Consider the following 23,085-nt stretch of genomic DNA (forward strand, 5'->3'; position numbering starts at 1 on the left):
CTGTGAACAGGCGTTCATTATTCTGCTTTGCGGCGCAACAGCCGCAGAGATTATTTCGGGTCGCGGAGCATTATATAGAGATGCTCCGCGAACTGTAATGGGGCAAGTGTAGTGCAAAGTTTGTCTTGCGTATATTGATATATTTAAATGGCAGTGTTGCGAAAAATGGAATGCTAAGGCTTAGGTTCTGAGTAATCGGGTGGCTGAGATGTAACAGTGTATGTCTGTTCTTAAGGTTTTAGTTTTAAATGTCAGTTTTCCCTTAGCTTTAACTGACTGATCTGTTTTAATTTATACGTCTTTAACGTCACACAGAATGAATGGATTCATAATTTATGGTGATCATCCCCACAGAAAAGCGCTTTGACTGGCGTAAGCCGCCGCTGGTCCTTTTCTGTCTTGTTTTAATCAATGTACTGGTTTTTTTCTTTTATCAGGATGCTGATGAAGAGAAATTAAATAACCTGCTGACCCGTTATGAATCGACAGGTTATTTTTCGACGGAGTGGCCGGTGTATCTGCGTTATCTTGAGGAAACCGGCAGCAGTGAAATAGCAACCTACCGGCAGCTGCATGAAGAGGAAGAGCAGCTGCAGCTCAGCCTGTATCTGTTAACGGATCAGCAGTACTTCGCTTATTTACGTGATCATCAGGCGCAATTTGACGAGCCCGGTTACGGAGAATTCTGGCCGGTCCGGCAAGAGCTGGATCAGTTGGTCAGCACGATCAGCATTTACGCTTACGGGCTGAAACCGACGTTACCGGATCTTACTTCACTGATCACTTATCAGTTTCTGCACGGTGGGCTTTTGCATCTGCTGGGAAATATGTTTTTTCTGGTGATTTTTGGCTTTTCGGTTGAGGCGGCTATCGGTCATTTACGGTTTCTGCTTTTTTATCTGCTTGCCGGTGTCGCCGGCGGTGTGCTGTACAGTGCAGTGAACGCTTCAAGTGCCACCGCACTGGTTGGGGCCTCCGGTGCAATTTCAGGTGTTATGGCGATGTATCTGGGGGTATTTCGCCTGAAAAAAATTGAATTCTTTTACTGGTTCTACATTTTCGTGGGATTTGTCCGGGCACCTGCGCTGGCGGTGTTACCCCTTTATCTGGCAAATGAACTTTATAATTTTTATACCCAGCCTGACTCTGATGTTGCCTTTATGGCGCATACAGGCGGCTTTCTCGCCGGGGTTGTTCTGATCTGGATTACCCTGCTGATAGCGCCGAGAGCCCTGGATGAAGAGTATCTGGAAGAAGAGGAAGGGGTACCGGAGAGCCAGAAGGAAAAGCAGCGAATCTATCAGATGCTGGGCCAGTTTTCCTATGAAGCAGCGCTCAGAAGGATTGCGGTTTATGAACAGAATAACGGCACCGATTTCGATTTTTGCTGGCTGAAATACCGCATTTATAAAGAACGGGGAGATGTGACATCAGAGTTGCAGTCGGCTGAACAGCTATTGATGTTTGAACACTTAACAACCGGACAGCTGAGAAAAACAGAACAGGTCTGGAATGAGACGCCGGCAGTGCGTGATAGCCTGACTGTGTCCGCGATCGTTGGGCTGGGGTGGCGTACGATGCAGCTGGAAAGTCTGCAGATGACAGAAGGAATTGTGAAGTATCTGTGTGATAAAGAAGATCATACTCAGGAGATGAGTCACCTGGCGCGTAAGTTGTCACAGAAATTTGGTGAGCAGGCGCAGGAAGCAAAACGTAAGCGTTATGAGCGGGTTGCTGATGAGATTGTCAGAAGGGCACGGCAGGCTTAACTGGCTGTGAAGTACGTAATTATATAGGTGACCGCAAATGGAATATTGTAAGTATCATCCTGTCGAAGCCGCTACCTACAGCTGCACACACTGTAATGTCAGACAGTGTGATCACTGTGTGGATGCAAGTTCCGGTTCGGTACGTTGTTTGGTCTGTCGCAGAGAGCTTGAAAATCAGGGCCCGGGCGACAGTATTGTGCCGTTCTGGCGCCGTTTGGATAAGTGCTTTTCTTATCCGATGACGATGCAAACTCTGTTACTGATTATTTTAGCTTCCGCTGTTTCTGCAGTGGCTGCCTCAGCAGGCGGTCTGCAAAGCTTTGTAATATTGTTAGTCGTTTCGGCAGTTACCACCAAGTATGGCTTTTTATGTTTGCAGCAGACAGCCGCCGGAAAAATGGATGCGCCGGATGTATCTGAAGCCTATTTGGGCGGCATAAAACTGATCATTCATATCATCCTGATTGTGCTGGGCATTGTCTTTATGGTGCTGGCTGTAGCAAATGTTCTGGGTCAGTTTGCTGCCCTCGCTTTCAGTGTTTTCTGGCTTTGCTGTTTGCCCGCGGTGTTTATTAACTATGCCCGTTTTGAAGAAATCGGTGCCGCGATTAATCCGGTTAAAGTGGCCCACCTGGTTTTGCTGCTCAGAGGTGCTTACCTTTTATTATTGCTGTTCATCACGATCATGATTTTATCAGTCGGCACGCTGAATCAGTTATTTGATGGTCAGGATGTCTTGTCCGCGGCGCTGCAGAGCGTGGTGTCTTACTATTACTGGATCGTTATATTCCATCTGATGGGATATCTGCTTTTTCAGAAGCAACATGTACTTGGTTATGTGAGCCGTCTGGATAGCGACGGCGATGTACATAACCGTTCTGACAAGCAGCATACGATGGCCAGAATCGGGGTGCTGGCTAAAGAAGGTATGTTCACAGAGCTCAGCAGTGAGCTTAAAACAGCACTAAAAAAGTATCCGGATGATATCGGGATATATGACCGTTACTTTGATTATCTTTGCGCATTACACAAGACCGCCGAACTGGATAAGTTCTGGTTAGCCTATCTGCAGTGCCTGGAGAAAAGTGGTGGTACGCCTAAGGTTGCCGGTCTGATGTTGCGCATACTGCATTTCGCCCCTGATTATTTGCCCGCCTCTGCAGAAGTGCGTTTTAAGCTTGCCGGGATACTGCTGAAACAGGGTAAGCCAGCGCTGAGCGTCAGGCTGATTAACCGGCTTCACCGTGATTACCCGGGATTTGAGCATTTATCTGAAGCGTATTTCATTATGGCTGATGCACTCGATGAACTGCCGGAAAAACAGGTGCAGGCTGAAAAGTGCCGGTTGCTGGCAAATAAACTGAAAACAAGGCCCGTGGCGACATAGGGCTGTGGTGTGGCAGCTGATGCCAGAACGTACGAATTACAGGCTGCTGTACAGAAGGGCTTGCGATTTTTTCTGCATCAGATGATTCCGGCGCTTAAGCCGGAAACATCTGATCATACCTGTCACTGATTCAGCACGGTCACTTCCCGCTGCGGGAACGGAATCTGCACATTGTTAGTATTGAATGCTTCATAAACCGCGGCGTTAACCTGGAACTGGGTTTCAAATAACTGGCGGGTGGGTACCCAGTAGCGGTAAGCAATGTTAACGCTGGAATCACCGAAAGAGGCAATGCCTACCTGCGGTGCCGGTTCAGAAACGATATTAGGATTATTGCTCAGTTGCTCCTGTATGAGGGCGACAGCCTGTGCCGGATCCGCGCTGTAACTGATGCCGATCTCTGCTTCAACTACCTTATTTTCGAAGGAGTTCACCAGCACTTCGCCAACAATATGTTTGTTGGGAATGGTGATGATTTCGCCGTCCTCGGTTGACAGCAGGGTATAGGCCAGGCGGATTTCCTCAACAACCCCGCAGACATCGTTGCAGCGGATGGTGTTGCCCACCACAAACGGACGGGTAAGGATAATGGTAAAGCCGGCACCGTAGTTGGAGAAGACCCCCTGCAGGGCCAGGCCGATACTCAGAGAGATGGCACCGATGGCGGCGATAAAGGGTGCCACGCTGATGCCGAATTTACCCAGACAGATGATCGCGACCATGGCGATCAGCAACAGTCTGACAGTGCTGCTGATGAAGTTGCTGAGGGTAATATCAACGTTGTGCCGTTTACACAGTCTCAGGGTCAGGTTACCGACCCAGCGTGCCACGATCAGACCCAGAATGAGAATGATGATGGCACCGATGACCTGAAAGCTGTAGTTGATGAAGAAATCAATAATCAGGTTATAGAAGTAAGTCAGGTTTTCCAGTTCTTGATCAATCATCTTGGTTCCATGGTTCCGGGAATATCAGGTAAACGCTATCAGCTTCCCGGATGGCGGACAACGCCTGTGCATAAAAAAAGGCGCTTCATATGAAGCGCCTTTTTACGTGAGAGAGCAGGGATTAAAGGCCCTGTTCGTCGGCCATCTGCCGGGCAATTTTTGGTGCACTCCACAGGGATGGCAGCAGTACCAGTGATACCGGCACAGCAGTCACCACGATGAAGGACTGCAGGGCTGAGATACCGCCTGAACCGATAGAAATCAGGATGGCTGCCATGACACCCATTGCCAGACCCCAGAACACACGCACGGAGCTTTGTGGCGCGTCGTGGCCGGTCATAACCATGGAAATGGAATAGGTCATGCAGTCACCGGTAGTCGCCACAAAGATAGTGGTCAGGATCAGGAACAGTACAGAAACCGTGAAGCCCAGAGGGAGCTGTTCAGTGATCGCCAGCAGGGCTGCAGGCAGGTTAAAACCGGTGAACGGCTCAGAGATAACCCCCGGGTTGTTCAGTTCAAAGAACAGACCGCTGCCACCGACAATGGTGAACCAGAAACAGGTGATGACCGGTGCAACGATAGAGATGATAAGTACCAGCTCACGGATGCTTCGGCCACGGGAAATACGGGCAACAAACATCGCCATCAGCGGGCCGTATCCCAGGAACCAGCCCCAGAAGAAAACGGTCCACCAGTCCAGCCAGCCCGGATTAGCACGGAAAGTGGCCATTGAGATAAATTCGTCAATATAGATGCCGAATGACTGAATATAGCTGTCGATGATGAATGCAGTCGGGCCGAATAGCAGGATAAATGCCATCAGGCCAACGGCCAGCGCTACGTTCAGGTTACTCAGGATCTTGATGCCTTTGGTCACACCGCTGACTGCAGACACTGTATAGATGGCCATCAGGCCGATCAGAATGGTTAGCTGTGTGGAGTAGGTGTTTGGAATGCCAAACAGTTTTTCCAGACCGAAGCTTACCTGCAGACCCAGGAAGCCGATCGGGCCAACGGTACCGGCAACCACCGCCAGAACACAGCTGGCGTCGGCAATGATCGCAATCGGGCCTTTCAGGGCATGTTTACCAAATACCGGATACAGCAGGGTACGTGGCTTAAGCGGTAAGCCTTTTTCGTAGTGCAGGTACATCAGCACGATGCCGGTCAGGCTGCCCAGAATCGCCCAGGCCAGAAAGCCCCAGTGCATGAAGCTCTGTGCCAGTGCGTTGTAAGCCGCCTGCGGAGTGCCGGTTTCACCGCCAAACAGTGGTGGCGGTGATGTGAAGTGAGCCATAGGCTCTGCCGCCGCCCAGAACACACCGCCGCCTGCCAGCAGGGTACACATCAGAATGGAAACCCAGTTGAACGTCGACATTTCCGGCTTTTTCAGACCGCCTAGCATCACTGAGCCGGTGCGGCCGAATGTGAGGAACAGACCGATAACAAAGGTGAGTAACAGCAGAACCTGCCAGTAAGCGCCGAAATATTTTGTTGAAAGCGCAAATGTGCTGTTCACCAGTCCGGATACGAATTCCAGGTCGTAGAGGGCCATGATGGCGAAAAGGACAAGAACACCGCCGCTGATCAGAAATACCGGAAGGTCGACCCCTTCCAGCATACCTTTACGTGCGGAGCCGCTGCAGGCCTCCGGTGAAAGCGTGGTTGTATTGCTCATGATTGTCTCCTGACAAATCGTTATTTTTATTGCAGGTGACCGTCGAACGGCCGTTTTTCATTAATCAGCCTGTTCATGCACTGAAGATTCGGTGCGTAAACGGGCTGTATTCCGCTGTTAACTGTTCGGGCGTAGTGCCGGGTGAATCAGTACTGGCGAGTATCCTGGTCGCATCCGGATTGCGGACTTTGCAGGGGGCGGATAGTTACCGCAGTGCTGGCTGTGCTGTAACCGCTAAGGTAGTAGCGGATAACGGCATGGCATTGGCACCTGCAAATCGGACTGGCCGATCATAGAGAATGGGTTTGAATAATAAAGTTAATAATAAATATCATTTGATAACTGAAATTTATTGAAAGGTTTTTCCGGTCACGTTACTGCCGGAGGCGATGCAGCTGATGATCAGCCAGCGGTAGTGTGTGGTAGCAGCTTTCATAACCGGTCAGATGTGTTGTTTGCCGGTTCAGTCAATTAGCAAACGTAATTATCAAACGACAGACTGGTTGTATGAGCTGAAGAGCACATCGTTTTGGAGAGGTGGCTATCAGGAAAGAAATCAGGACTATTGGAATTTAATTTATCTATTAATTAATAGTTTTATCCAGATGTTTTTTATTACCCGGTTTGAGTGATTCTGTGTATTTAAATTGAAGTTTTTAAATAATAATACACAGTTATGTTTAGTGGTTTTTACTCACGCCGAGAGAGTAATGCTACTGACACTAAAAGGTTGTTTACCACAGTTGTTAATCCCGTTGTGCCTGATGTTTGTGAGTTGTTTTTGCTGGGGTTTTGTTCAGTAAACGTTAAACAATACAAACGGAATGTATATAAAGCGGTCAGGTATCTTTTATGCATGTTTATATTTACTGAACAGGCATAATTTCCTTACTTGAAGATACTCCGTAGCGATCAAAAGAATCTTAATTATTTATGCTGAAAATACGTAAATAATTTTAAGCCTTATACGCATGACCGAAACGGTTAACAGCAAGCGAAGTTTGACATTGGAAGGATGCAATGTGGCGCGCGGATATGTGGAAATGAAACTTTGAGCAATTTATCAGGCATTTTAAGCAGCGCTTTTTTAGTGACGATACCGGCCTTATCGGTTTTTGCTCAGACTTTGCCGGATGCGGGGAGTGAGCTGCAAAAACAGGAACGGCTTGAACAGTTCAGACGCCTTCCTGATCAGATTCCGGAACAAAAAGAGCGCCTTAAACAGACACCGAAGCCGGCCGCTGATGCCGTGACGGTTTTTGTTAAAGACTTTGTGTTTACCGGCAGTATTACGGTTTTTTCACCCGATGAACTCAGGCAAATTGTTGCACCTTATGTAAACCGGAAAAATTCACTGGATGATATTCAGGCGGCTGTCGATGCGGTGACAAATGCTTATCAGACTCAGGGTTATATACTGGGCCGTGCTGTATTGCCTCCGCAGGAAATAACAGACGGGATCATTACCGTTGAGGTGTATGAGGGCATTCTGGACAGTGATGAAAGTGGTATCCGGATTAATGGCACGGACTTACGGATAAGGGAAGAACGTGTCCGTGGCATTCTTAGCAGTGCTGTAAAACAGGGGCAGGCACTTGAGGAAAAGGCGCTTGAACGGGGAGTACTGCTGATCAGTGATTTACCCGGAATCCATGCGTCGGCAAATCTGGAAAAAGGTAACAGCCCCGGGACTACACGCATTGTACTGGATGTCACTGAAAGCCCGGTTCTACGGCCGGCGGTCTCGGTTGATAACACCGGTAGTCGCTTAACCGGAGAGTACCGGTCAATATTTGACCTGGATATCAATGATAACTTTGGTTACGGCGAACAAATATCCGTCACTGGACAAAAATCACTGGGCGCCGGTGACTTCCAATATCTCAAGGTTGAAGGAAGTGTACCGCTGGGTAACAACGGCTTCAGGCTCAGCAGTTCACTCAGGCGGCTGGAGTACAGGGCGGGGAAGGAATTTGCCTCGTCAGATTCAGAAGGTACGGCAACGCTCTGGACAGTAGACGGCCATTATCCCGTGATCCGCCAGCGCTTAACCAGTCTCTATACAAACATAGGGGCAGAGTATAAAAAGCTGATTGATTCATCCCTTGGCAGCACAACGAATCATCGGGTTATCCGGCATGTAAAAGCGGGGCTGACAGCGACCCATGTGGATGATTTCCTTGAAGGTGGATTTACCATTGCCAGTGTGAATGGCTATAAAGGCCATGCTGATCTGAAAGGGAATGATGCCAGTTTTGCTGCGGATCAGGGCGCGAATGGCGCTGATACCCATGGTTCTTATGAAAAGCTGATGTTCGATGTTCGCCGGATTCAGCGCGCCAGTGATGACTTCTATGTCATCGCGGATGTCTCCGGGCAGGTTGCATCCGGTAATTTATCATCCTCAGAGAAGTTTCAGCTTGGTGGTGTCAGCGGAGTACGGGCGTACCCGGGCGGAGAAGGCTCCGGTGATAACGGCATACTGGCCAGCATAGAAGGTCGCTATATGCTGATGTCCGGTACTTCTGTGGGGGATGTTCGGCTGTCAGCCTTTTATGACTGGGGGCGCATTAAACAGTATAAAAACCTTCATAACCTGGGGCTGGTCACCCCTAATACCTATAGCCTTTCAGGCTATGGTCTGGGTATCAATATCGGCATTCCGGATACCTATAATATTGATTTTATCTGGGCGCGCCGCATTGGTGAAAACCCGGGAAGGGATCAAACCACGTCCAAAGATTCTGACGGGTCTTTAGAAAAAGACAGATTTTGGATAACCGCATCACTGAAGTGGTAAGTACGCAGTGATTCACTTTTGAAAGCAATGTGATGAATACGTTTATATGTAATCAGCAGTTATAAAACAGTATTTCAGGACATTACTCATCTGAGGGAAACGGGAGAGTACTGGTTGATGAAAATGCCGCAGAATAGCGTGAAAAGGTTGTCACGCAGGAATAAAGATAAGCGCTGTTTATTATCTGCATATTCAGGCAGAGCTCCGGAATTACTTTCCGGATATAAAGTGTTTTATATATTTCCGGTTTTCAGTGTGCTGTCTCTGACGGGCAATCTGTTATATGCCGCCCCGGCGAACACCGAACTTCCCACAAACGCTCAGATTGTCTCCGGCAGCGGTTCGGTCAGCCAGAACGGATCGGATATGACCGTTTTGCAAAATACCCAGAAAATGATCACCCAGTGGGATACTTTCAATATTGGCGCGAATGCCAGCGTGACCTTTCAACAGCCAGACAGCAGCTCTGTCGCATTAAACCGGGTCACTACCGCAGGTGCCAGCCAGATTTATGGCAGCCTCAGCGCTAACGGTCAGGTGTTTTTAGTGAATCCTTCAGGGATTACCTTTGCGCCCGGCGCCCGGATCGATGTGGGTGGCATCGCTGCCTCCGGCCTGGATATTACCGATACGGACTTTCTGAACGAAAACTATGTGTTCGCGAATGGCAGCGGCCCTGCCGGTGATGTGTTAAATCAGGGAGATATCATTGGTGGATATGTAGCGTTGATAGGCCCCCGGGTGATCAATGAAGGTCAGATTATTGCGGAAAATGGCACGGTAGCTATGGCTGCCGGTGAACAGGTGAGTCTGGATTTTGTCGGTGATCAACTGATTAAGCTGACGGTGGATAAAGGCACCGTCGATGCTTTAGCCGAGAATAAATCTCTGATCCGGGCAGATAACGGTGCAGTGCTGATGACTGCACAGGCGCGGGGTGAACTGTCCCGGGCGGTGGTTAATAACGAAGGCATCGTTGAAGCCAGAGGACTGGTTGCAGACGGCGGCCGTATTTTCTTATCGGCTGAAGGTGCGGGGGATGTGACGGTATCCGGAACGCTGGACGCCTCATCGGATGTTGCCAAAGGTGGTCGCGTCGTGGTGACCGGTGAAAATACTACGCTAGAGTCCGATGCGAAACTGATGGCTGACGGTGCTACCGGTGGCGGTGAGGTACTCGTAGGAGGCAGTTGGCAAAACAGTGATGCTTCGGTGGCACAGGCGCGTAAAACCATCGTTAAAAAAGGTGCTGTTCTGGATGCCAGTGCAACGGTGGATGGTGACGGTGGCACGGTAGTGGCCTGGTCGGATATCCATGACAGTGAAGGGGCGACTTTTGCGTACGGTACGTTTAAGGCAGAAGGTGGCGCACAGGGTGGTAACGGCGGGCGTATTGAAACATCCGGGCATTATTTAAGCACCACCGGCATAGATCTTTCAGCCGCTGCGCCAAACGGTAAAGGCGGGGAATGGCTGCTGGATCCTTACAATATCACGGTGAATAACGGTGGGGTGACGACCCCCGGTGATACGCCTTTACCGGATTATACATCTGGGGCAACAACGGTTATTGAGAGCAGTGATATTGAAGCCCAGCTTAATATGGGGACCAGTGTTACCTTACAGACAGGTGGCAGTCATGGCGACGGTAATGGTGACGGAGTCATTGATATAAATGGTGATATCCGTAAAACCGCAGGGGGGGACGCGACTTTACGCTTTAATGCTCATCGGAGTATTCAGCTTCGTACTCAGATCACATCAAACAGTGGTGCTCTGAATGTCCACATGAACAGTGGTATTGAAGGGGGAAGCGGAAAAGTGTTTTTCCGGTCTTATGCCGGGTTACGGACAAATGGTGGGGATTTTCTCGTTACAGGTGGTTCATCAGGTAGTGGGTATGCAACGGGGGATGCCAGCTACTCTACGGTTGGTTTCCAAATGGCAAATAATCGCTGGATGGATACCGGTGGTGGGGATATTACTATAAAGGCAAAGGGCTGGTCCGGTGGTGGGCCGGGCGTTGTACTTGGGCAAAATGTAAACATGCTTGCTAATGGCGGTGATATCCAGCTTTCAGGCATTGGCGTCGGCAGCTCTGACGGGATAGAGATAGGCTCAGCAACCATTCAAACAACCGGCTCAGGGAATATTACGCTGACCGCATCCAGTGACGGTGCTGGTACGGACATATCATTTGCGCAAGTTGCTACTATTTCAACCGACAGTGGTGATATTACTTTTAATGCTGACAGCTATGACTTTACGGCAAATCCAACGGTCACCTCAACATCCGGCGATATTATTTTTTCAACCCAGGATGCATCCACCACCATTGGGCTTGATGATGCGGGGCAGGATCTGAATCTGACTGCCGCTGTACTGGCGAACTTATCAGCCAATTCCATCCGGATAGGCAATGCAGCCAATACCGGCGGTATTTCAGTGGGGGGCGCGACAACCGTAACAGATGATCTGCACCTGCTGACCGGCAGTGATATCGCCATTGACGGTGCGTTGAATACAGGCGCCAATGATTTGATCCTGTCTGCTGGCGGTAACGTCACTCAGTCGGCGGCCATCACCGCAGCGGGCCTGAAACTCTCTGGCGGCGGTAACTACACGCTATCGGACATCACCAATGATGCCGATACCCTGGCGGCGGATTCAGTCGGGGCGCTGACCTATGCCGATGCGGATGAGATGACTGTCGGGACTGTTGACGGCACCGGAGGCGTTTCAGCCAGCGGTGATGTACACATTAGTACTCAGAGCGGCAATATCACCTTAGAGAAATCGGTCACTACCTCCAGCGGAACAGCCAGTGCACTGACCCTGCACGCCGGTGATAATACCGCTGCACTTACCTCCACGGGCGGTGATGTGGTATCCACCGGTGGCGGTGTTTCCGTAGGAACCGGTGGGCGTGCGGTCATTTATACCGGCAGTATATCCGGCAGTGCTGCACTGGCGGATAACGGCAATTACCGTTACTCAACCGATGAAAATCATGGCAACTTCACACAGGCATTAGGCAGCAGTGGCAATTATCAGCTTTACCGGGAACGGCCATCTGTGACCGTGACACCGGCCGCCTATGAAAGCTATGAAGGGGTTGCCCCCACTCCCATCGAATTCACGACAACCACCGCCTATAACGGTGATGTACTGACGACCGCGAATACCTCCGCGACGATCAATACGCAGGGAACGGCAGCGAGCCTGTCCGGTGACACATTTGATCTGACGGTCACAGGGCTGACACCAAACAGTTATAACGCGCTTGGATACTACATAACCGCTGCCAGTACACGGATTAACGGCCACCGGGTTATCGATAACCCGAATCATGACAACGGTGTGGAGACTGGGAAGCTGATTCGCACGCCGGTCAGTTCAGGCAATACCAACAGAGCTGGTATCGCGGCGATCAGGGACAGTCAGTCAGCGGTTAACTCACTGGTTTCGCTGGGAATCTATGACGATTCTATGGTCGCGCTGCTGGGCGGCAAAAGCGGCCTGGCGGTAGGCTCTGTTCGCAATAAACCCTCATCGGTTCAGGTGGTGGTGTTGCGTGCAGATGCAGCGCCGCTGTTGGGTAAAGGTTTTTCGGTAAAGGAAAACAACCGCTCAGTCAGTCTGGAGCCGGTTGATATCGCTGATCCTGGTTTTCTGTCACCGGGAGATACGGTGCAGACACTGCGTTTTAACGTCAATACTCAGGAAGACCGCTGGATAGGTTTTGTTGCCAAAGTCACAGACCGGGGCATCATTATCGCCCCGGAAAACGAGCAGGGGAGGGCCATCGCCGATGGTCACAGGGATCATGTGATTCAGGTTGCCCTGACTGAACTACGGGAAAAGCTGAAACTCGATCTTTCCCGCATCGGTACCGTGTATATCGATTTGCAGTGAGACCTACCGCTGAGCAGATAGCACTGCGATAAAGCGGTTAAGTATCGTCAGCAGCAGAATCCGGATTTCTAATTAATCCCTGATGTGACTATCATGCAGCATAGTTTCAGCAAGGCATTCTGTTTATGACATCTCGACACCGTCTGGGGCTCCGCGGCCGACTCTTTATTGCGTTTGGGGCACTGACAGCCCTAACGGTACTGGCCAGCATGGTGAGCTGGGTGTCCTATAACCGCCTGGGGGATGAGCTCAATCAGGTGGTGGAAGGCAACATTCATACCCTCAGCCTGATGGCGGATTTAAAGGCGCGGGGCACGACCATCACCCTGATCTCCCCGACCTTGCTGGCGGCTAAAGATGAAGCAAGCCGGCAGCAGATCCGACGGGAATTAAACCTGAATATCACCCTTATGGCGGATCTGTTACCGCGGATTTCTGCCGCCACCCGGGATCATCAGACCCAGCAGGCACTGTTTGACCAGATAGACACCCTGAAAAAAATGCTGGCTGAGCTGGATACCAATGTTGCCCAGAAACTGCAGATACAGGCGCAGAAAAAGTCTGAAAATCAGCGTCTGCGCTGGGTGGCCTCGAGCTTTCTCAGTGATATCAATACCCTCACAGATAACGTGCAGCAGAACCTCTTCAGCCAGTTTAATCAGGACTTTCCTGATGCCTGGATTGTCATGAATAATTTTGGCCGGGATGCTATCAGCACGATCAATGCGGATTTACAGCGGCTCTACCGGATCAAGGCGGACGTAAACCTGCTGATTAATCTGGTGGACCGGGCGCAGCATTTGCCGGATCTGAATTCCCTGATCGCTACCCAGACCCATTCGGACGAAGTGATCAGCCGTATTCAGCTGGATCTTAAAGCGGTGGAAAAACTGCACGGGGTGCAGGCCCTGAGCCAGACAGTGGTGAATATTGTTTATCTGACCCGTGGCGAAAATAACATGTTTACTATCCGCAGCCAGGAACGGGGTGTGCTGGGGGAAGGCGAGGCCCTGCTGGCTCAGATCCGCGAGCAGCTTGGCGCCCTTAACCAACTGGTGACGGTGCAAACCAATAAGGCGGAAGCGGCGGCTAAAAGCTCAGCTGAAAATGCCCGGGCGACCATCCAGAACAGCCGTATCCTGATGTTGTCGATGGTGGCCGCAAGTCTGCTGTTTTCTATCCTGATTGTCTGGCTGTATGTGGGGCGTAACATGGTGGCACGGATTACCAGCCTGGACACCAGCATGCGCGGCATTGCTAACGGCAATCTGGATACCCGGGTGCAAGTGAAAGGCCACGATGAAATCGGCACCATGGCCCGTTCACTGTTAAGTTTCAGGGATCAGCTCAGTACATTGCAGGAAGAACTGGTGCAGGCCGGTAAGCTGGCGGCGCTGGGGCAGTTATCCGCGGGCATCGCCCATGAAATCAATCAGCCGTTGTCGGCTATCGGGCATTATTCCCATAACGGTGTCCGGCTGATTCAGGCAGGCCGGCTGGATGAAACCGAGAAAAACCTCAATCAGATATCCAACCTGACCCGGCGGGCTACGGTGATTATCACCCGGCTTAAGTCGCTGGCCCGCCAGCAGCAGGATAACTTTGTGGCCGTGAATCTGCAGCAAGTGGTGGAAAACGTCCTGCAGATGCTGGAAGGGGATGAAGTCCGTAAACAGACCCGTATTGATGTGGACTTCGGTAACCTGCAGCATCAGGTGTATGCCGATCCGATTCAGCTGGAACAGGTGGTGCTGAACCTGCTGACCAATGCGCTGGATGCGATCCGGGATCAGACTGAAAAACATATCAGTATCAGCTGTGTACACAATGGCGACCGGCTGGATATCTATGTCCGTGATAACGGCCCAGGGATCAGCAGTGAACTGGGGGAAAACATTTTCGAGCCGTTCTTCACCACCAAGCGGCGGGGGCAAAACCTGGGGCTGGGGCTGTCCATTTCCTATAACATTGTGAAAAATTTTGGCGGCAAGCTGAGTGTGGACAGCTCATCCTCAGACGGGGCGTCGTTCTGTATCCAGTTACCCGAATACCGGAGAAAACATTCATGAGTACTGCCATGAGCAATGGTCAGGTAATCGTTATTGATGATGAAGAGATCGTCCGGGAGTCGATGATTCAGACCCTGGAACTGGAAGGCTATCAGGCGGTTGCCTTTGAAAATCCCAAAGACGCACTGGCACTGTGTTCCGGTACCTGGCAGGGCGTGATTATCTGTGATGTGCGCATGGACATTATGGACGGTTTGCAGGTGCTGGAGCAGGTGCTGAACATTGATGGGGAAATCCCCGTGATTATGTTCAGTGGCCATTCTGATATCGCCATTGCCATTCAGGCGATCCGGATGGGGGCTTACGATTTTCTCGAGAAAACTGATGATCCTCAGCATCATCTCAACACGGTGCAGCGTGCCTGGAAGAAACGTGAACTGGTGCTGGAGAACCGCTGCCTGCGGAAGGTGATTGAAGGTCAGCATGAAATTGATAAACGGCTGGTGGGTCAGACGCCGTCGATTCTCCGGTTACGGGAAATGGTGCTGCAACTGGCCCAGGTGGATGTTGACCTGATAATTCACGGCGCCACCGGTACCGGTAAAGAGGTGGTTGCCCGGTGTTTACATGACTTCAGCCCCAGGGCGAAAAAGCCCTTTGTAGCCCTGAACTGCGGTGCCTTGACTGAGTCTGTCATCGAAAGTGAGCTGTTCGGCCACGAAGCCGGTGCGTTTACCGGTGCCCATAAGCGCCGTACCGGGAAAATCGAATATGCCAGCGGCGGTACTCTGTTCCTGGATGAGATAGAAAGCATGCCTGCGTCATTGCAGGTCCGGTTGTTGCGGGTATTGCAGGAACGGGTGCTGCAACGCCTGGGGGGCAATGCGGACATTGAAGTGGATATCCGGGTGCTGGCCGCCACCAAGGTGGACCTGCGTGACGCCGGTGATTTCCGTGAAGATCTCTATTACCGGCTGAATGTGGCCAGCCTGGAGATCCCCTCCCTTGATCAGCGCAAAGAAGATATCCCTGTACTCTTTACACACTTTGTTGACCGGGCCGCTCAGCGCTTTGGCCGTGACACCCGCCCGGTGCCGGCGCTGTTACTGCAACAGCTCAGCATGCAGAGCTGGCCGGGTAATGTCCGTGAACTGCAGAATGCTGCGGAACGTTGGGCGCTGGGGCTGACTATAGAACAGTCCGGTCCCGTCACTGAAACAGGCGACGGCACATTGGATGAGCTGGTCGACAGTTATGAGCGGGAACTGATTTTTGCGGCCCTGAAGGCGAATAACGGTCATGCGGAGCAAACTGCAGCGGCGCTGGGGATTCCCCGTAAGAAACTATACCTGCGGATGAAGAAGTACGGGCTGGAACGGCAGACGTTTCTGGAGGGATGAGTCAAAAGTGACTCAGTGCCGCTGAGAATGCTGAGTCAAAAGTGACTCAGCAGGGCGTTTTATCCAATATTGGTTTTTTGATAACTTTTTGTTTTTGAACAGATAAAAAATATTTTTCAGAGTTGGTACAGGCTTTGCGATAAGGATTGGCAGCACATGCCATTGGTATCGCTAAGTAACCTTAACTTTGGAGAATAATAATGAAATCTGTAACCAAAAAAGCAGCGTTAATGCTGGCATCGGTATTATCCCTGGGCACGGCAACCGGCAGCTATGCCGAGACCCGCTGGGAAATGCCAACCCCTTATGGCGATGGCACGCATCAGACCCAGGTTGCACGCGGCTTTGCGGAAGAAGTGAGCGAAAAGTCCGGCGGTAAGCTGACCATCAATGTTCATTCCGGCGGATCATTAATCAAACACCCGGAAATCCACCGGGCGGTTAAAACCCGTCAGGTTCAGATCGGCGAAGTATTCATTGGCCGTCTGGGCAACATCAATCCGATCTACAAGCTGGACAACATCCCGTTTCTGGCCACAGATTTCGACAGTGCCGAAAAACTCTATCAGGCTTCCAAGCCTGCTCTGAGCAAAGCGCTGGAAAAAGAAAACCTGATTCTGCTGTACACCTCACCGTGGCCGGCGCAGGACCTGTATTCCAATAAGGCGGTAAACAGCCTGGCGGATCTGAGCGGCCTGAAGATGCGTTCTTACAGCCCGACCACCTCCCGCCTGGCGGATTTAATGGGCACTACGCCGGTAAACATTCCTTTCAGCGACGTAGCACAGGCATTCACCACCAATGCGATTGATGCCATGGTGACGTCCCCGAGTACCGGTGTGAACAGCCAGAGCTGGGACTACATTTCAAACTTCACCACCATCCATGCCTGGATTCCGAAGAACATGGTATTTGCCAACAAGAAAATGTTTGACCGTCTGGATGCTGACACCCAGCAGGTCATTCTGACGGCGGCTGCCAATGCGGAAAAAAACGGCTGGGCACTGGGCCGTAAACTGGCTGTAGAGCACACCAATACACTGGCGGATAACGGCATGACCGTGGCTGCTCCGAGTGCGCAATTGGAAAGTGAGCTGCGCGCCATTGGTGACACCATGATCAGCGAATGGCTTGAGGAAGCCGGTGCTTCCGGTCAGGCGGTATTCGACAGCTACAAAGCCCTGTAAGGCGTTTCACTCTGTTCACCTGTACCTGAGGTGTGGGTGAACAGTGTTCAGTTTTTAAAACCTGTTCCCGGAAAACGCTGATTGTCTGTTATTCAGGCAGGCTGAAGTACAGCGTTTTCCGACCAATGCAGTCGGGTAAAAATAATAATATGCACACACTCAGACATTACTTTTATTTAGCGTCTGCGATCTTATCAGGCAGCTGTCTGGTGATTATGACGCTGCTCATTCTGGCGCAAATTGTCGCCCGGTTTTTCGGTGTCATTATTCCCTCTTCGGAAGATTTTGCCGGCTGGCTGTTGTCCGCAACGATTTTTTTCGGTCTGGCCTATACCTTCAATGCCGGTGGCCACATCCGGGTCACCATTCTGTTATCCCGTCTGAGAGGCCATACGCGCCGCTGGCTGGAACTGGTAAACATCAGCGCCGGCTTACTGATTGTCGGCTATTCCACCTGGTACACCCTGTATACGGTGTATGAGTCCTGGGTGTATGACGATGTTACCGATACCTATCTGGTAATGCCCTTGTGGCTGGTACAGATGCCAATGGCGCTGGGGTCTCTGTTTCTGCTGATCGCCGTTGCAGACAATTTTATAACCGCGCTGCGGGGCCATACCCCTGGGTATATCAGCCATGAAGCGGCACTGGAAGGGGGAGAGTAAACCATGGATATGACATTAACAGGGTTTATTCTGGTGGTTTGCATGCTGCTGATGCTGACCAGTGGCGTGTGGGTTGCGCTGACACTGACCGGGCTGTCGGTGATTGGCCTGAGCCTGATCGGCAATGACAGCATCGGGCTGTTACTGGGCACTTCGTCCTGGAGTGCCGTTACCAGTTGGTCGCTGACCGCTTTACCGTTGTTTATCTGGATGGGTGAGATTCTGTTCCGTACCCGGTTATCCCAGGACCTGTTCGAAGGGCTGTCACCGCTGTTATCCAAATTGCCGGGTAAACTGCTGCACGTGAACATTCTCAGCTGTGGCATTTTTGCTGCCGTTTCCGGTTCTTCGGCAGCCACCGCTGCTACGATTGGCCGGATGACTCTGCCAGAGCTTTCGAAGCGGGGTTATGACGATACCATGTCGATCGGTACGCTGGCGGGTTCCGGTACACTGGGGCTGCTGATTCCACCATCGATTATTCTGATTGTGTATGGGGTATCTGCGGAAGTGTCTATTGCCCGGTTATTTCTGGCCGGTGTGTTTCCGGGAATGGTGCTGATCGGCCTGTTCATGGCGTTCACCATTGGCTGGACGATCATGAATGGCCGTACCGCAAAGGTGGCAGACTCCGTGGAATACACGACCCGGCAGAAACTGCAGTCTTTAACCAAGCTGATACCGATCATCATGCTGATTGGCGGTGTACTGGGGTCAATCTATCAGGGGCTGGCAACGCCAACGGAAGCGGCAGCTTTTGGTGTGGCGGGGTCGCTGTTGCTGTCGGCGCTGCTGGGCAGTTTCAGCTGGCAGGGTTTTATCGACAGTGTGGCAGGCGCGGTGAAAAACTCCTGCATGCTGGGGCTGATTTTAGTCGGCGCGCATTTCCTGACGCTGGCCATGGGCTTTATCGGCATTCCCAATGCACTGGCAGGCTGGATTGCTGAGCAGGGCTTATCCACAGTGCAGCTGATTATCTGCCTGACGGTATTTTTCGTCGTGCTGGGCTGTTTTCTCGACGGTATCTCAGTGATCGTGCTGACCACCTCCGTGGTTCTGCCGATGGTCACCCAGGCGAATATTGATCTGATCTGGTTCGGTATCTTCCTGGTGCTGGTGGTGGAGATGTCGCAGATTACGCCGCCGGTGGGCTTTAACCTGTTCGTGATTCAGGCGCTGACCGGGAAGAACATTCTCTATGTGGCGAAAGCGGCGTTACCGTTCTTCTTTATGATTGCCATGGCGATTGTATTGATTTCGGTATTCCCGTCGATTGTGCTCTATTTGCCCACCCTGATGAGCAGTTAAACCGTTCGCCGGACAATGGCTAACCGGTTCAATAATGGCTACTCTGGGTAACTCAGGTGATCTGATGTTTACCCGGAGTGCGCTCTGGCATTAAAGGCTGTTACTGCATGAAATTATCCACAAAACTGTTGCTGCTACCCTTGCTGGCTTGTCTGCTGTTCGCCGGCCGGTTGCTGGCTGCCGATACTATTATTATCAAGGCCGTCGGTACCTGGGGATATTTCACCAACTACCAGAAGCACGAAGGCCCGTTCTGGAATCAGCACATGGCTGAGGTTTCAGACGGCCAGATTATCGGTGAAATAAAGCCCCAAACAGAACTGGGCCTGCGGGGCTATGAAATCATGCGGCTGGTGAAAAACGGTGTGTTTGACTTCGCCTTTGGCCTGCCTGGATATGTGGTACCGGAAAGCGAGATATTCGAAGGGGCAGACCTGTCTTCTCTGGTGCAGAACATTAAGGTGCAAAGGCAGGTGGCGGATGCTTACTTTCCCACACTGGCCCGGGCGTTTGGGGAAAAATACAACGCCAAGCTGATGATGCTGTACCCCTTTCCCAGCCAGATGATCTGGTGCAACAGCCCGGTAAACAGCATTGAAGACCTGCGCGGAAAACGGGTGCGGGTGTATCTAACAACTCTGGGGGATTTTGTGGAAGGGGTCGGAGCGATTCCGGTCAGCGCACCGTTTCATGATGTTCCTGAGGCGATGAAGAAAGGTGTCTTCGACTGTGTGATTACCGGCACCATGTCGGCATACACTGGCGAGCTGTATAAGGTGGCGTCCCACGGTTTTACCCTGAGAGTAGGTTGGGGGCTAGCCTTCGGGGCGATTAACAAAACCAAGTGGAACCTGTTGAGTGATGCTCAGAAAGCATTGCTGCAGCAGGAAATTGATACCCTCACTGAGCGTATGTGGCAGGAAACCGCCACGGAAGATGCCATCGCACTGGCCTGTTTATCCACAGGCCCCTGTGAGATAGGCGAAACCGGCGGCATGACGCTGGTGGAACCGTCAGCGTCTGATCTGGTGATCCGTGATCAGGTCGCGGCGGATGTGATCCTGCCTCGCTGGGCCAGCCGCTGCGGTCCGGAATGTGCGGCGAACTGGAACCGTACAGTCGGCCGGATTCTTGGGCTGAGGGCTGAAGCAGGAATGCCACAGTAGCTGACTGATGTCTGCTGATCAGCTGTTCAGTACACCCCGCCAGCGGCCGCTGGCGTATTCTTCACGGGTACACTGCCTGATCAGCTCGGTCAGTTTCAGGGTGATATTGCGTACCGGGCGGTTGGGATCGGTGGCGATATATACATCTCGGTAGATTTCCGGTTCAGTAATTTTCTGGGCACACAGCAGCGGTGCCGGTTCCAGATGATAAAACGCTGAAGACGGCAGGATTAGCCGGCAGTGTCCTTCACAGGCAAAGCGCAGGCTGGTCATCAGCTGGCCGTAAGGACGGCGTTTTTTGAGCCGGATGCCGGTCTGGTTTTCCACTTTTTGCAGAATATACGCCAGCGATTCCTTGCCGGTAGTGGTGACCACTTCATAGTTGGCCATTTCCGCAAAGCTGATGTCTGCCGGTAAAGCCCCTTCACCGGAAGACGGCCGCTGATTCAGAAAATACATTGATTCGCGGATCAGCAACTCTTTGTGTATGCCGGGAGTGTCGGTGCCATCCTCGTAGATAATGGCGATATCCGCCGTACCGTTCTTCAGCATATCTGTGACTTCGTAAGACAACCCGGTGCGCAGATCCAGATCCAGACCGGGATACAGTTTTGCTGCAGCCCGGGTCAGGGGCAGGGCCAGAATATTATCGGTGGCCTGATTCATCGCCAGCACCACAGTGCCCTTAGGGTTACTTTCCAGCTCTGCAATGTCCACCAGTACACGCTCTTCACCCCGTATGACCTCCTGCGCGTAATTGTGAAACAGCTGTCCGGATTCGGTCAGGCAAACGCCCCGGGTCCCGCGTGTAAACAGCTGGGTTTTCAGCTCATGTTCCAGTTTTGAAATGCTCAGACTGAGTGCCGGCTGGGCAATGTCCAGTGACCGTGCCGCTGCTGCAATGCTGCTTTCCCGGGTAACCGCCAGAAAGTGGCGGAGCTGCTTGTGGTTCATCGTATGCTGCCGTTGCGCTGAAAACCTATGTATAACGATTTCGTTATAGCAATTCAATATTCTTTATAATTGTTGATAGCAAATGTCTGTCATAGCATGCGGCCAAAGATTTCATGGGAGGAGCTATAAGGTGGATGCAGTGACTCAGCAGCGTACAGCCGGCGAAGCGATTATTGATGCGGTTGTGGCCAACGGAACGGAAACCGTTTTCGGTATTCCCGGCGCGCAGATTTACCCTTTGTTTGACGGTATTTACAAATCGCCGTTACGGCTGGTGGTTCCCCGTCATGAACAGGCGGCGGCCTACATGGCGATGGGCTATGCGAAGTCCACCGGCAAAACCGGGGTGTTTTCCGTGGTGCCGGGGCCGGGCATTCTTAACACCAGCGCAGCGTTGTGTACGGCAATGAGTAACTGCAGCCCGATTGTAGGGCTGACCGGGCAGATTCCATCTTCGTTTCTCGGCAAGGGCCGGGGCCATCTGCACGAGCTGAAGGACCAGACCGGTACTTTAAAAACACTGATCAAAGATGCGATTCATATTGGCAGCCCGGCGGACATTTCAAGTGAAGTAAACCGGGCGTTTCAGCTGGCACGCAGTGGCCGGCCCGGACCGGTTACGGTTGAAATGTGCTGGGATACCATGGCCGGTGGCAGTGATCCGCAGCAGACAATAAAACCGCTGACTGCAACTATACCGGACGTTGATCCGGCAGAGATCAGCGCCGCTGCCGCGTTAATCCGCCAGGCCCGTAAGCCAATGATTCTTTGTGGTTCAGGGGCTCAGCACGCCGCAGATGAAGTGCTGGCGCTGGCTGAACGTATCACGGCGCCGGTGGGGGGCTTTCGCAGCGGGCGGGGCATCGTGCCGGAAGATCACCCGCTGGGGGTGCCACCGGTGGCGGCCCGTCAGTTATGGGATGAGGTGGATCTGCTGATCGGAATTGGCAGCCGGCTGGAAATGCCCTATCTCAACTGGGCCAACAAGTTTATGCAATATGAGCAGAAGCCCAGTGGCGGTCCGAAATTGCTGCGGATCGATATTGATCCGGCACAGATGGATATCTTCCAGCCCGATCAGGCTGTAGTGGCGGACTCTGCTCAGGCCTGCCGGCTGATTCTGGAACAGCTGGAAACCGCTGCAGAACCGGATCATAAACGGCTGGATGATATTGCTACTGCCAAGGCTGTGGCCTGGCAAGCCATACAGAAGGTGCAGCCGCAATTATCCTATCTGAATGTTATCCGTCAGGTTTTACCCCGGGACGGCATTTATGTACCGGAAGTCTCACAGATGGGATTTGCTACCTGGATCGGCGGTTTTCCGGTACTGCAGCCCCGTTCCTTCATTGAAGGCGGCTATCAGGGCAATCTGGGGTATGGATTTGCCACGGCTCTGGGAGCAAAAGTGGCGAACCCGGACCGGCCGGTGGTGTCCGTCTGCGGGGATGGTGGCTTTATGTTCGGGGCGCAGGAACTGATTACCGCCGCAGAACATAATATCGCGCTGGTGACACTGGTATTCAATAACAGTACCTATACCAATGTTCGCCGTGATCAGTTGCTGGGTTACGGTGGCCGTTTCAGCGGTTCGGAAATCACCAGTCCGGATTTCGTCCGGATGGCAGAAAGCTGTGGCGTAGAGGCCTGGCGGGTGGACTCGCCTGCAGCGCTTAAGCCAGTGCTGGAAAAAGCTCTGGCGGCGGACCGGCCGGTGCTGATAGAGGTGATGTCGGAACGGGGCTCTGAAGCCTCGCCCTGGGAGTTTATCCACATGCACCAGAGGCTGGGGCATTCCGCTGCTCAACAATGACAAGCCGGGGTTATCCTTCGGTCCGTATCTGCCGGCAGGGGAAGCCTGAACGGTTTGCAGTTGAGCCGAATAATTGATTTTGCC

Annotated in this window: 14 protein-coding genes; 11 read left to right on the top strand and 3 right to left on the bottom strand. The window is 52.0% G+C overall.

Annotated elements, in window-relative coordinates:
- Positions 1-335: 335 nt before the first annotated feature.
- The gene (locus tag JYB63_RS15730) at positions 336-1,769 is read left to right on the top strand and encodes a rhomboid family intramembrane serine protease (RefSeq protein WP_205658850.1); all 1,434 of its coding nucleotides are present in this window, start codon (positions 336-338) and stop codon (positions 1,767-1,769) included.
- Positions 1,770-1,806: 37 nt separating this feature from the next.
- Entirely contained in the window at positions 1,807-3,156 is a 1,350-nt protein-coding gene (locus tag JYB63_RS15735; RefSeq protein WP_205658851.1) for a hypothetical protein, read from the top strand.
- A 122-nt stretch (positions 3,157-3,278) separates the two neighbouring features.
- Here JYB63_RS15735 and JYB63_RS15740 read toward each other — a convergent pair whose 3' ends face one another.
- Together JYB63_RS15740 and JYB63_RS15745 are read right to left on the bottom strand one after the other, a co-directional pair.
- Entirely contained in the window at positions 3,279-4,103 is an 825-nt protein-coding gene (locus tag JYB63_RS15740; protein ID WP_205658852.1) for a mechanosensitive ion channel family protein, read from the bottom strand.
- A 121-nt stretch (positions 4,104-4,224) separates the two neighbouring features.
- Positions 4,225-5,784: a BCCT family transporter gene (locus JYB63_RS15745; RefSeq protein ID WP_205658853.1), complete on the bottom strand. Its 1,560-nt coding sequence runs from the start codon at positions 5,782-5,784 to the stop codon at positions 4,225-4,227.
- 1,051 nt (positions 5,785-6,835) lie between these two features.
- Between JYB63_RS15745 and JYB63_RS15750 the strand changes: the two genes are divergently transcribed.
- From JYB63_RS15750 to JYB63_RS15785, 8 genes are all read left to right on the top strand, one after another.
- Positions 6,836-8,584, top strand: coding sequence for a ShlB/FhaC/HecB family hemolysin secretion/activation protein (locus tag JYB63_RS15750; RefSeq protein ID WP_205658854.1), 1,749 nt, complete (start codon positions 6,836-6,838; stop codon positions 8,582-8,584).
- A gap of 123 nt (positions 8,585-8,707) precedes the next feature.
- On the top strand, positions 8,708-12,499 hold the full coding sequence (locus tag JYB63_RS15755; protein ID WP_272873587.1) for a two-partner secretion domain-containing protein: 3,792 nt from the start codon (positions 8,708-8,710) through the stop codon (positions 12,497-12,499).
- 125 nt (positions 12,500-12,624) lie between these two features.
- Positions 12,625-14,568, top strand: coding sequence for an ATP-binding protein (locus JYB63_RS15760; protein ID WP_205658856.1), 1,944 nt, complete (start codon positions 12,625-12,627; stop codon positions 14,566-14,568).
- Complete coding sequence (locus tag JYB63_RS15765) at positions 14,565-15,908, top strand: sigma-54-dependent transcriptional regulator (RefSeq protein ID WP_205658857.1); 1,344 nt, start codon at positions 14,565-14,567, stop codon at positions 15,906-15,908. Before JYB63_RS15760 ends, JYB63_RS15765 begins: the two co-directional genes overlap by 4 nt.
- A 200-nt stretch (positions 15,909-16,108) precedes the next feature.
- A complete protein-coding gene (locus JYB63_RS15770) occupies positions 16,109-17,095 on the top strand; it encodes a TRAP transporter substrate-binding protein (protein ID WP_205658858.1) in 987 nt (328 codons plus the stop codon).
- A 215-nt stretch (positions 17,096-17,310) separates the two neighbouring features.
- The gene (locus JYB63_RS15775) at positions 17,311-17,760 is read left to right on the top strand and encodes a TRAP transporter small permease (protein WP_205658859.1); all 450 of its coding nucleotides are present in this window, start codon (positions 17,311-17,313) and stop codon (positions 17,758-17,760) included.
- Between the two features lie 3 nt (positions 17,761-17,763).
- Entirely contained in the window at positions 17,764-19,068 is a 1,305-nt protein-coding gene (locus tag JYB63_RS15780; RefSeq protein ID WP_205658860.1) for a TRAP transporter large permease, read from the top strand.
- 107 nt (positions 19,069-19,175) lie between these two features.
- Positions 19,176-20,234, top strand: coding sequence for a TRAP transporter substrate-binding protein (locus JYB63_RS15785; RefSeq protein WP_205658861.1), 1,059 nt, complete (start codon positions 19,176-19,178; stop codon positions 20,232-20,234).
- A gap of 18 nt (positions 20,235-20,252) precedes the next feature.
- On the opposite strand, the gene JYB63_RS15790 is transcribed toward JYB63_RS15785, so the two are convergent.
- Positions 20,253-21,188, bottom strand: a complete 936-nt coding sequence (locus JYB63_RS15790) for a LysR family transcriptional regulator (protein ID WP_205658862.1) — start codon at positions 21,186-21,188, stop codon at positions 20,253-20,255.
- Between the two features lie 130 nt (positions 21,189-21,318).
- Here JYB63_RS15790 and JYB63_RS15795 point away from each other — a divergent pair, with 130 nt between their 5' ends.
- Positions 21,319-23,001: a thiamine pyrophosphate-dependent enzyme gene (locus JYB63_RS15795; protein ID WP_336510896.1), complete on the top strand. Its 1,683-nt coding sequence runs from the start codon at positions 21,319-21,321 to the stop codon at positions 22,999-23,001.
- Positions 23,002-23,085: the final 84 nt, after the last annotated feature.

Source organism: Aliamphritea spongicola, from assembly GCF_017051665.1.
GTDB classification, from domain to species: Bacteria; Pseudomonadota; Gammaproteobacteria; order Pseudomonadales; family Balneatricaceae; genus Amphritea; species Amphritea spongicola.

Excerpts from the sequence above, each read along its gene's own strand:
- JYB63_RS15730 (WP_205658850.1), top strand. The coding sequence starts at position 336 with ATGGTGATCATCCCCACAGAAAAGCGCTTTGACTGGCGTAAGCCGCCG.
- JYB63_RS15735 (WP_205658851.1), top strand. The coding sequence starts at position 1,807 with ATGGAATATTGTAAGTATCATCCTGTCGAAGCCGCTACCTACAGCTGC.
- JYB63_RS15740 (WP_205658852.1), bottom strand. The coding sequence starts at position 4,103 with ATGATTGATCAAGAACTGGAAAACCTGACTTACTTCTATAACCTGATT.
- JYB63_RS15745 (WP_205658853.1), bottom strand. The coding sequence starts at position 5,784 with ATGAGCAATACAACCACGCTTTCACCGGAGGCCTGCAGCGGCTCCGCA.
- JYB63_RS15755 (WP_272873587.1), top strand. The coding sequence starts at position 8,708 with ATGCCGCAGAATAGCGTGAAAAGGTTGTCACGCAGGAATAAAGATAAG.
- JYB63_RS15760 (WP_205658856.1), top strand. The coding sequence starts at position 12,625 with ATGACATCTCGACACCGTCTGGGGCTCCGCGGCCGACTCTTTATTGCG.
- JYB63_RS15765 (WP_205658857.1), top strand. The coding sequence starts at position 14,565 with ATGAGTACTGCCATGAGCAATGGTCAGGTAATCGTTATTGATGATGAA.
- JYB63_RS15770 (WP_205658858.1), top strand. The coding sequence starts at position 16,109 with ATGAAATCTGTAACCAAAAAAGCAGCGTTAATGCTGGCATCGGTATTA.
- JYB63_RS15775 (WP_205658859.1), top strand. The coding sequence starts at position 17,311 with ATGACGCTGCTCATTCTGGCGCAAATTGTCGCCCGGTTTTTCGGTGTC.
- JYB63_RS15780 (WP_205658860.1), top strand. The coding sequence starts at position 17,764 with ATGGATATGACATTAACAGGGTTTATTCTGGTGGTTTGCATGCTGCTG.
- JYB63_RS15785 (WP_205658861.1), top strand. The coding sequence starts at position 19,176 with ATGAAATTATCCACAAAACTGTTGCTGCTACCCTTGCTGGCTTGTCTG.
- JYB63_RS15790 (WP_205658862.1), bottom strand. The coding sequence starts at position 21,188 with ATGAACCACAAGCAGCTCCGCCACTTTCTGGCGGTTACCCGGGAAAGC.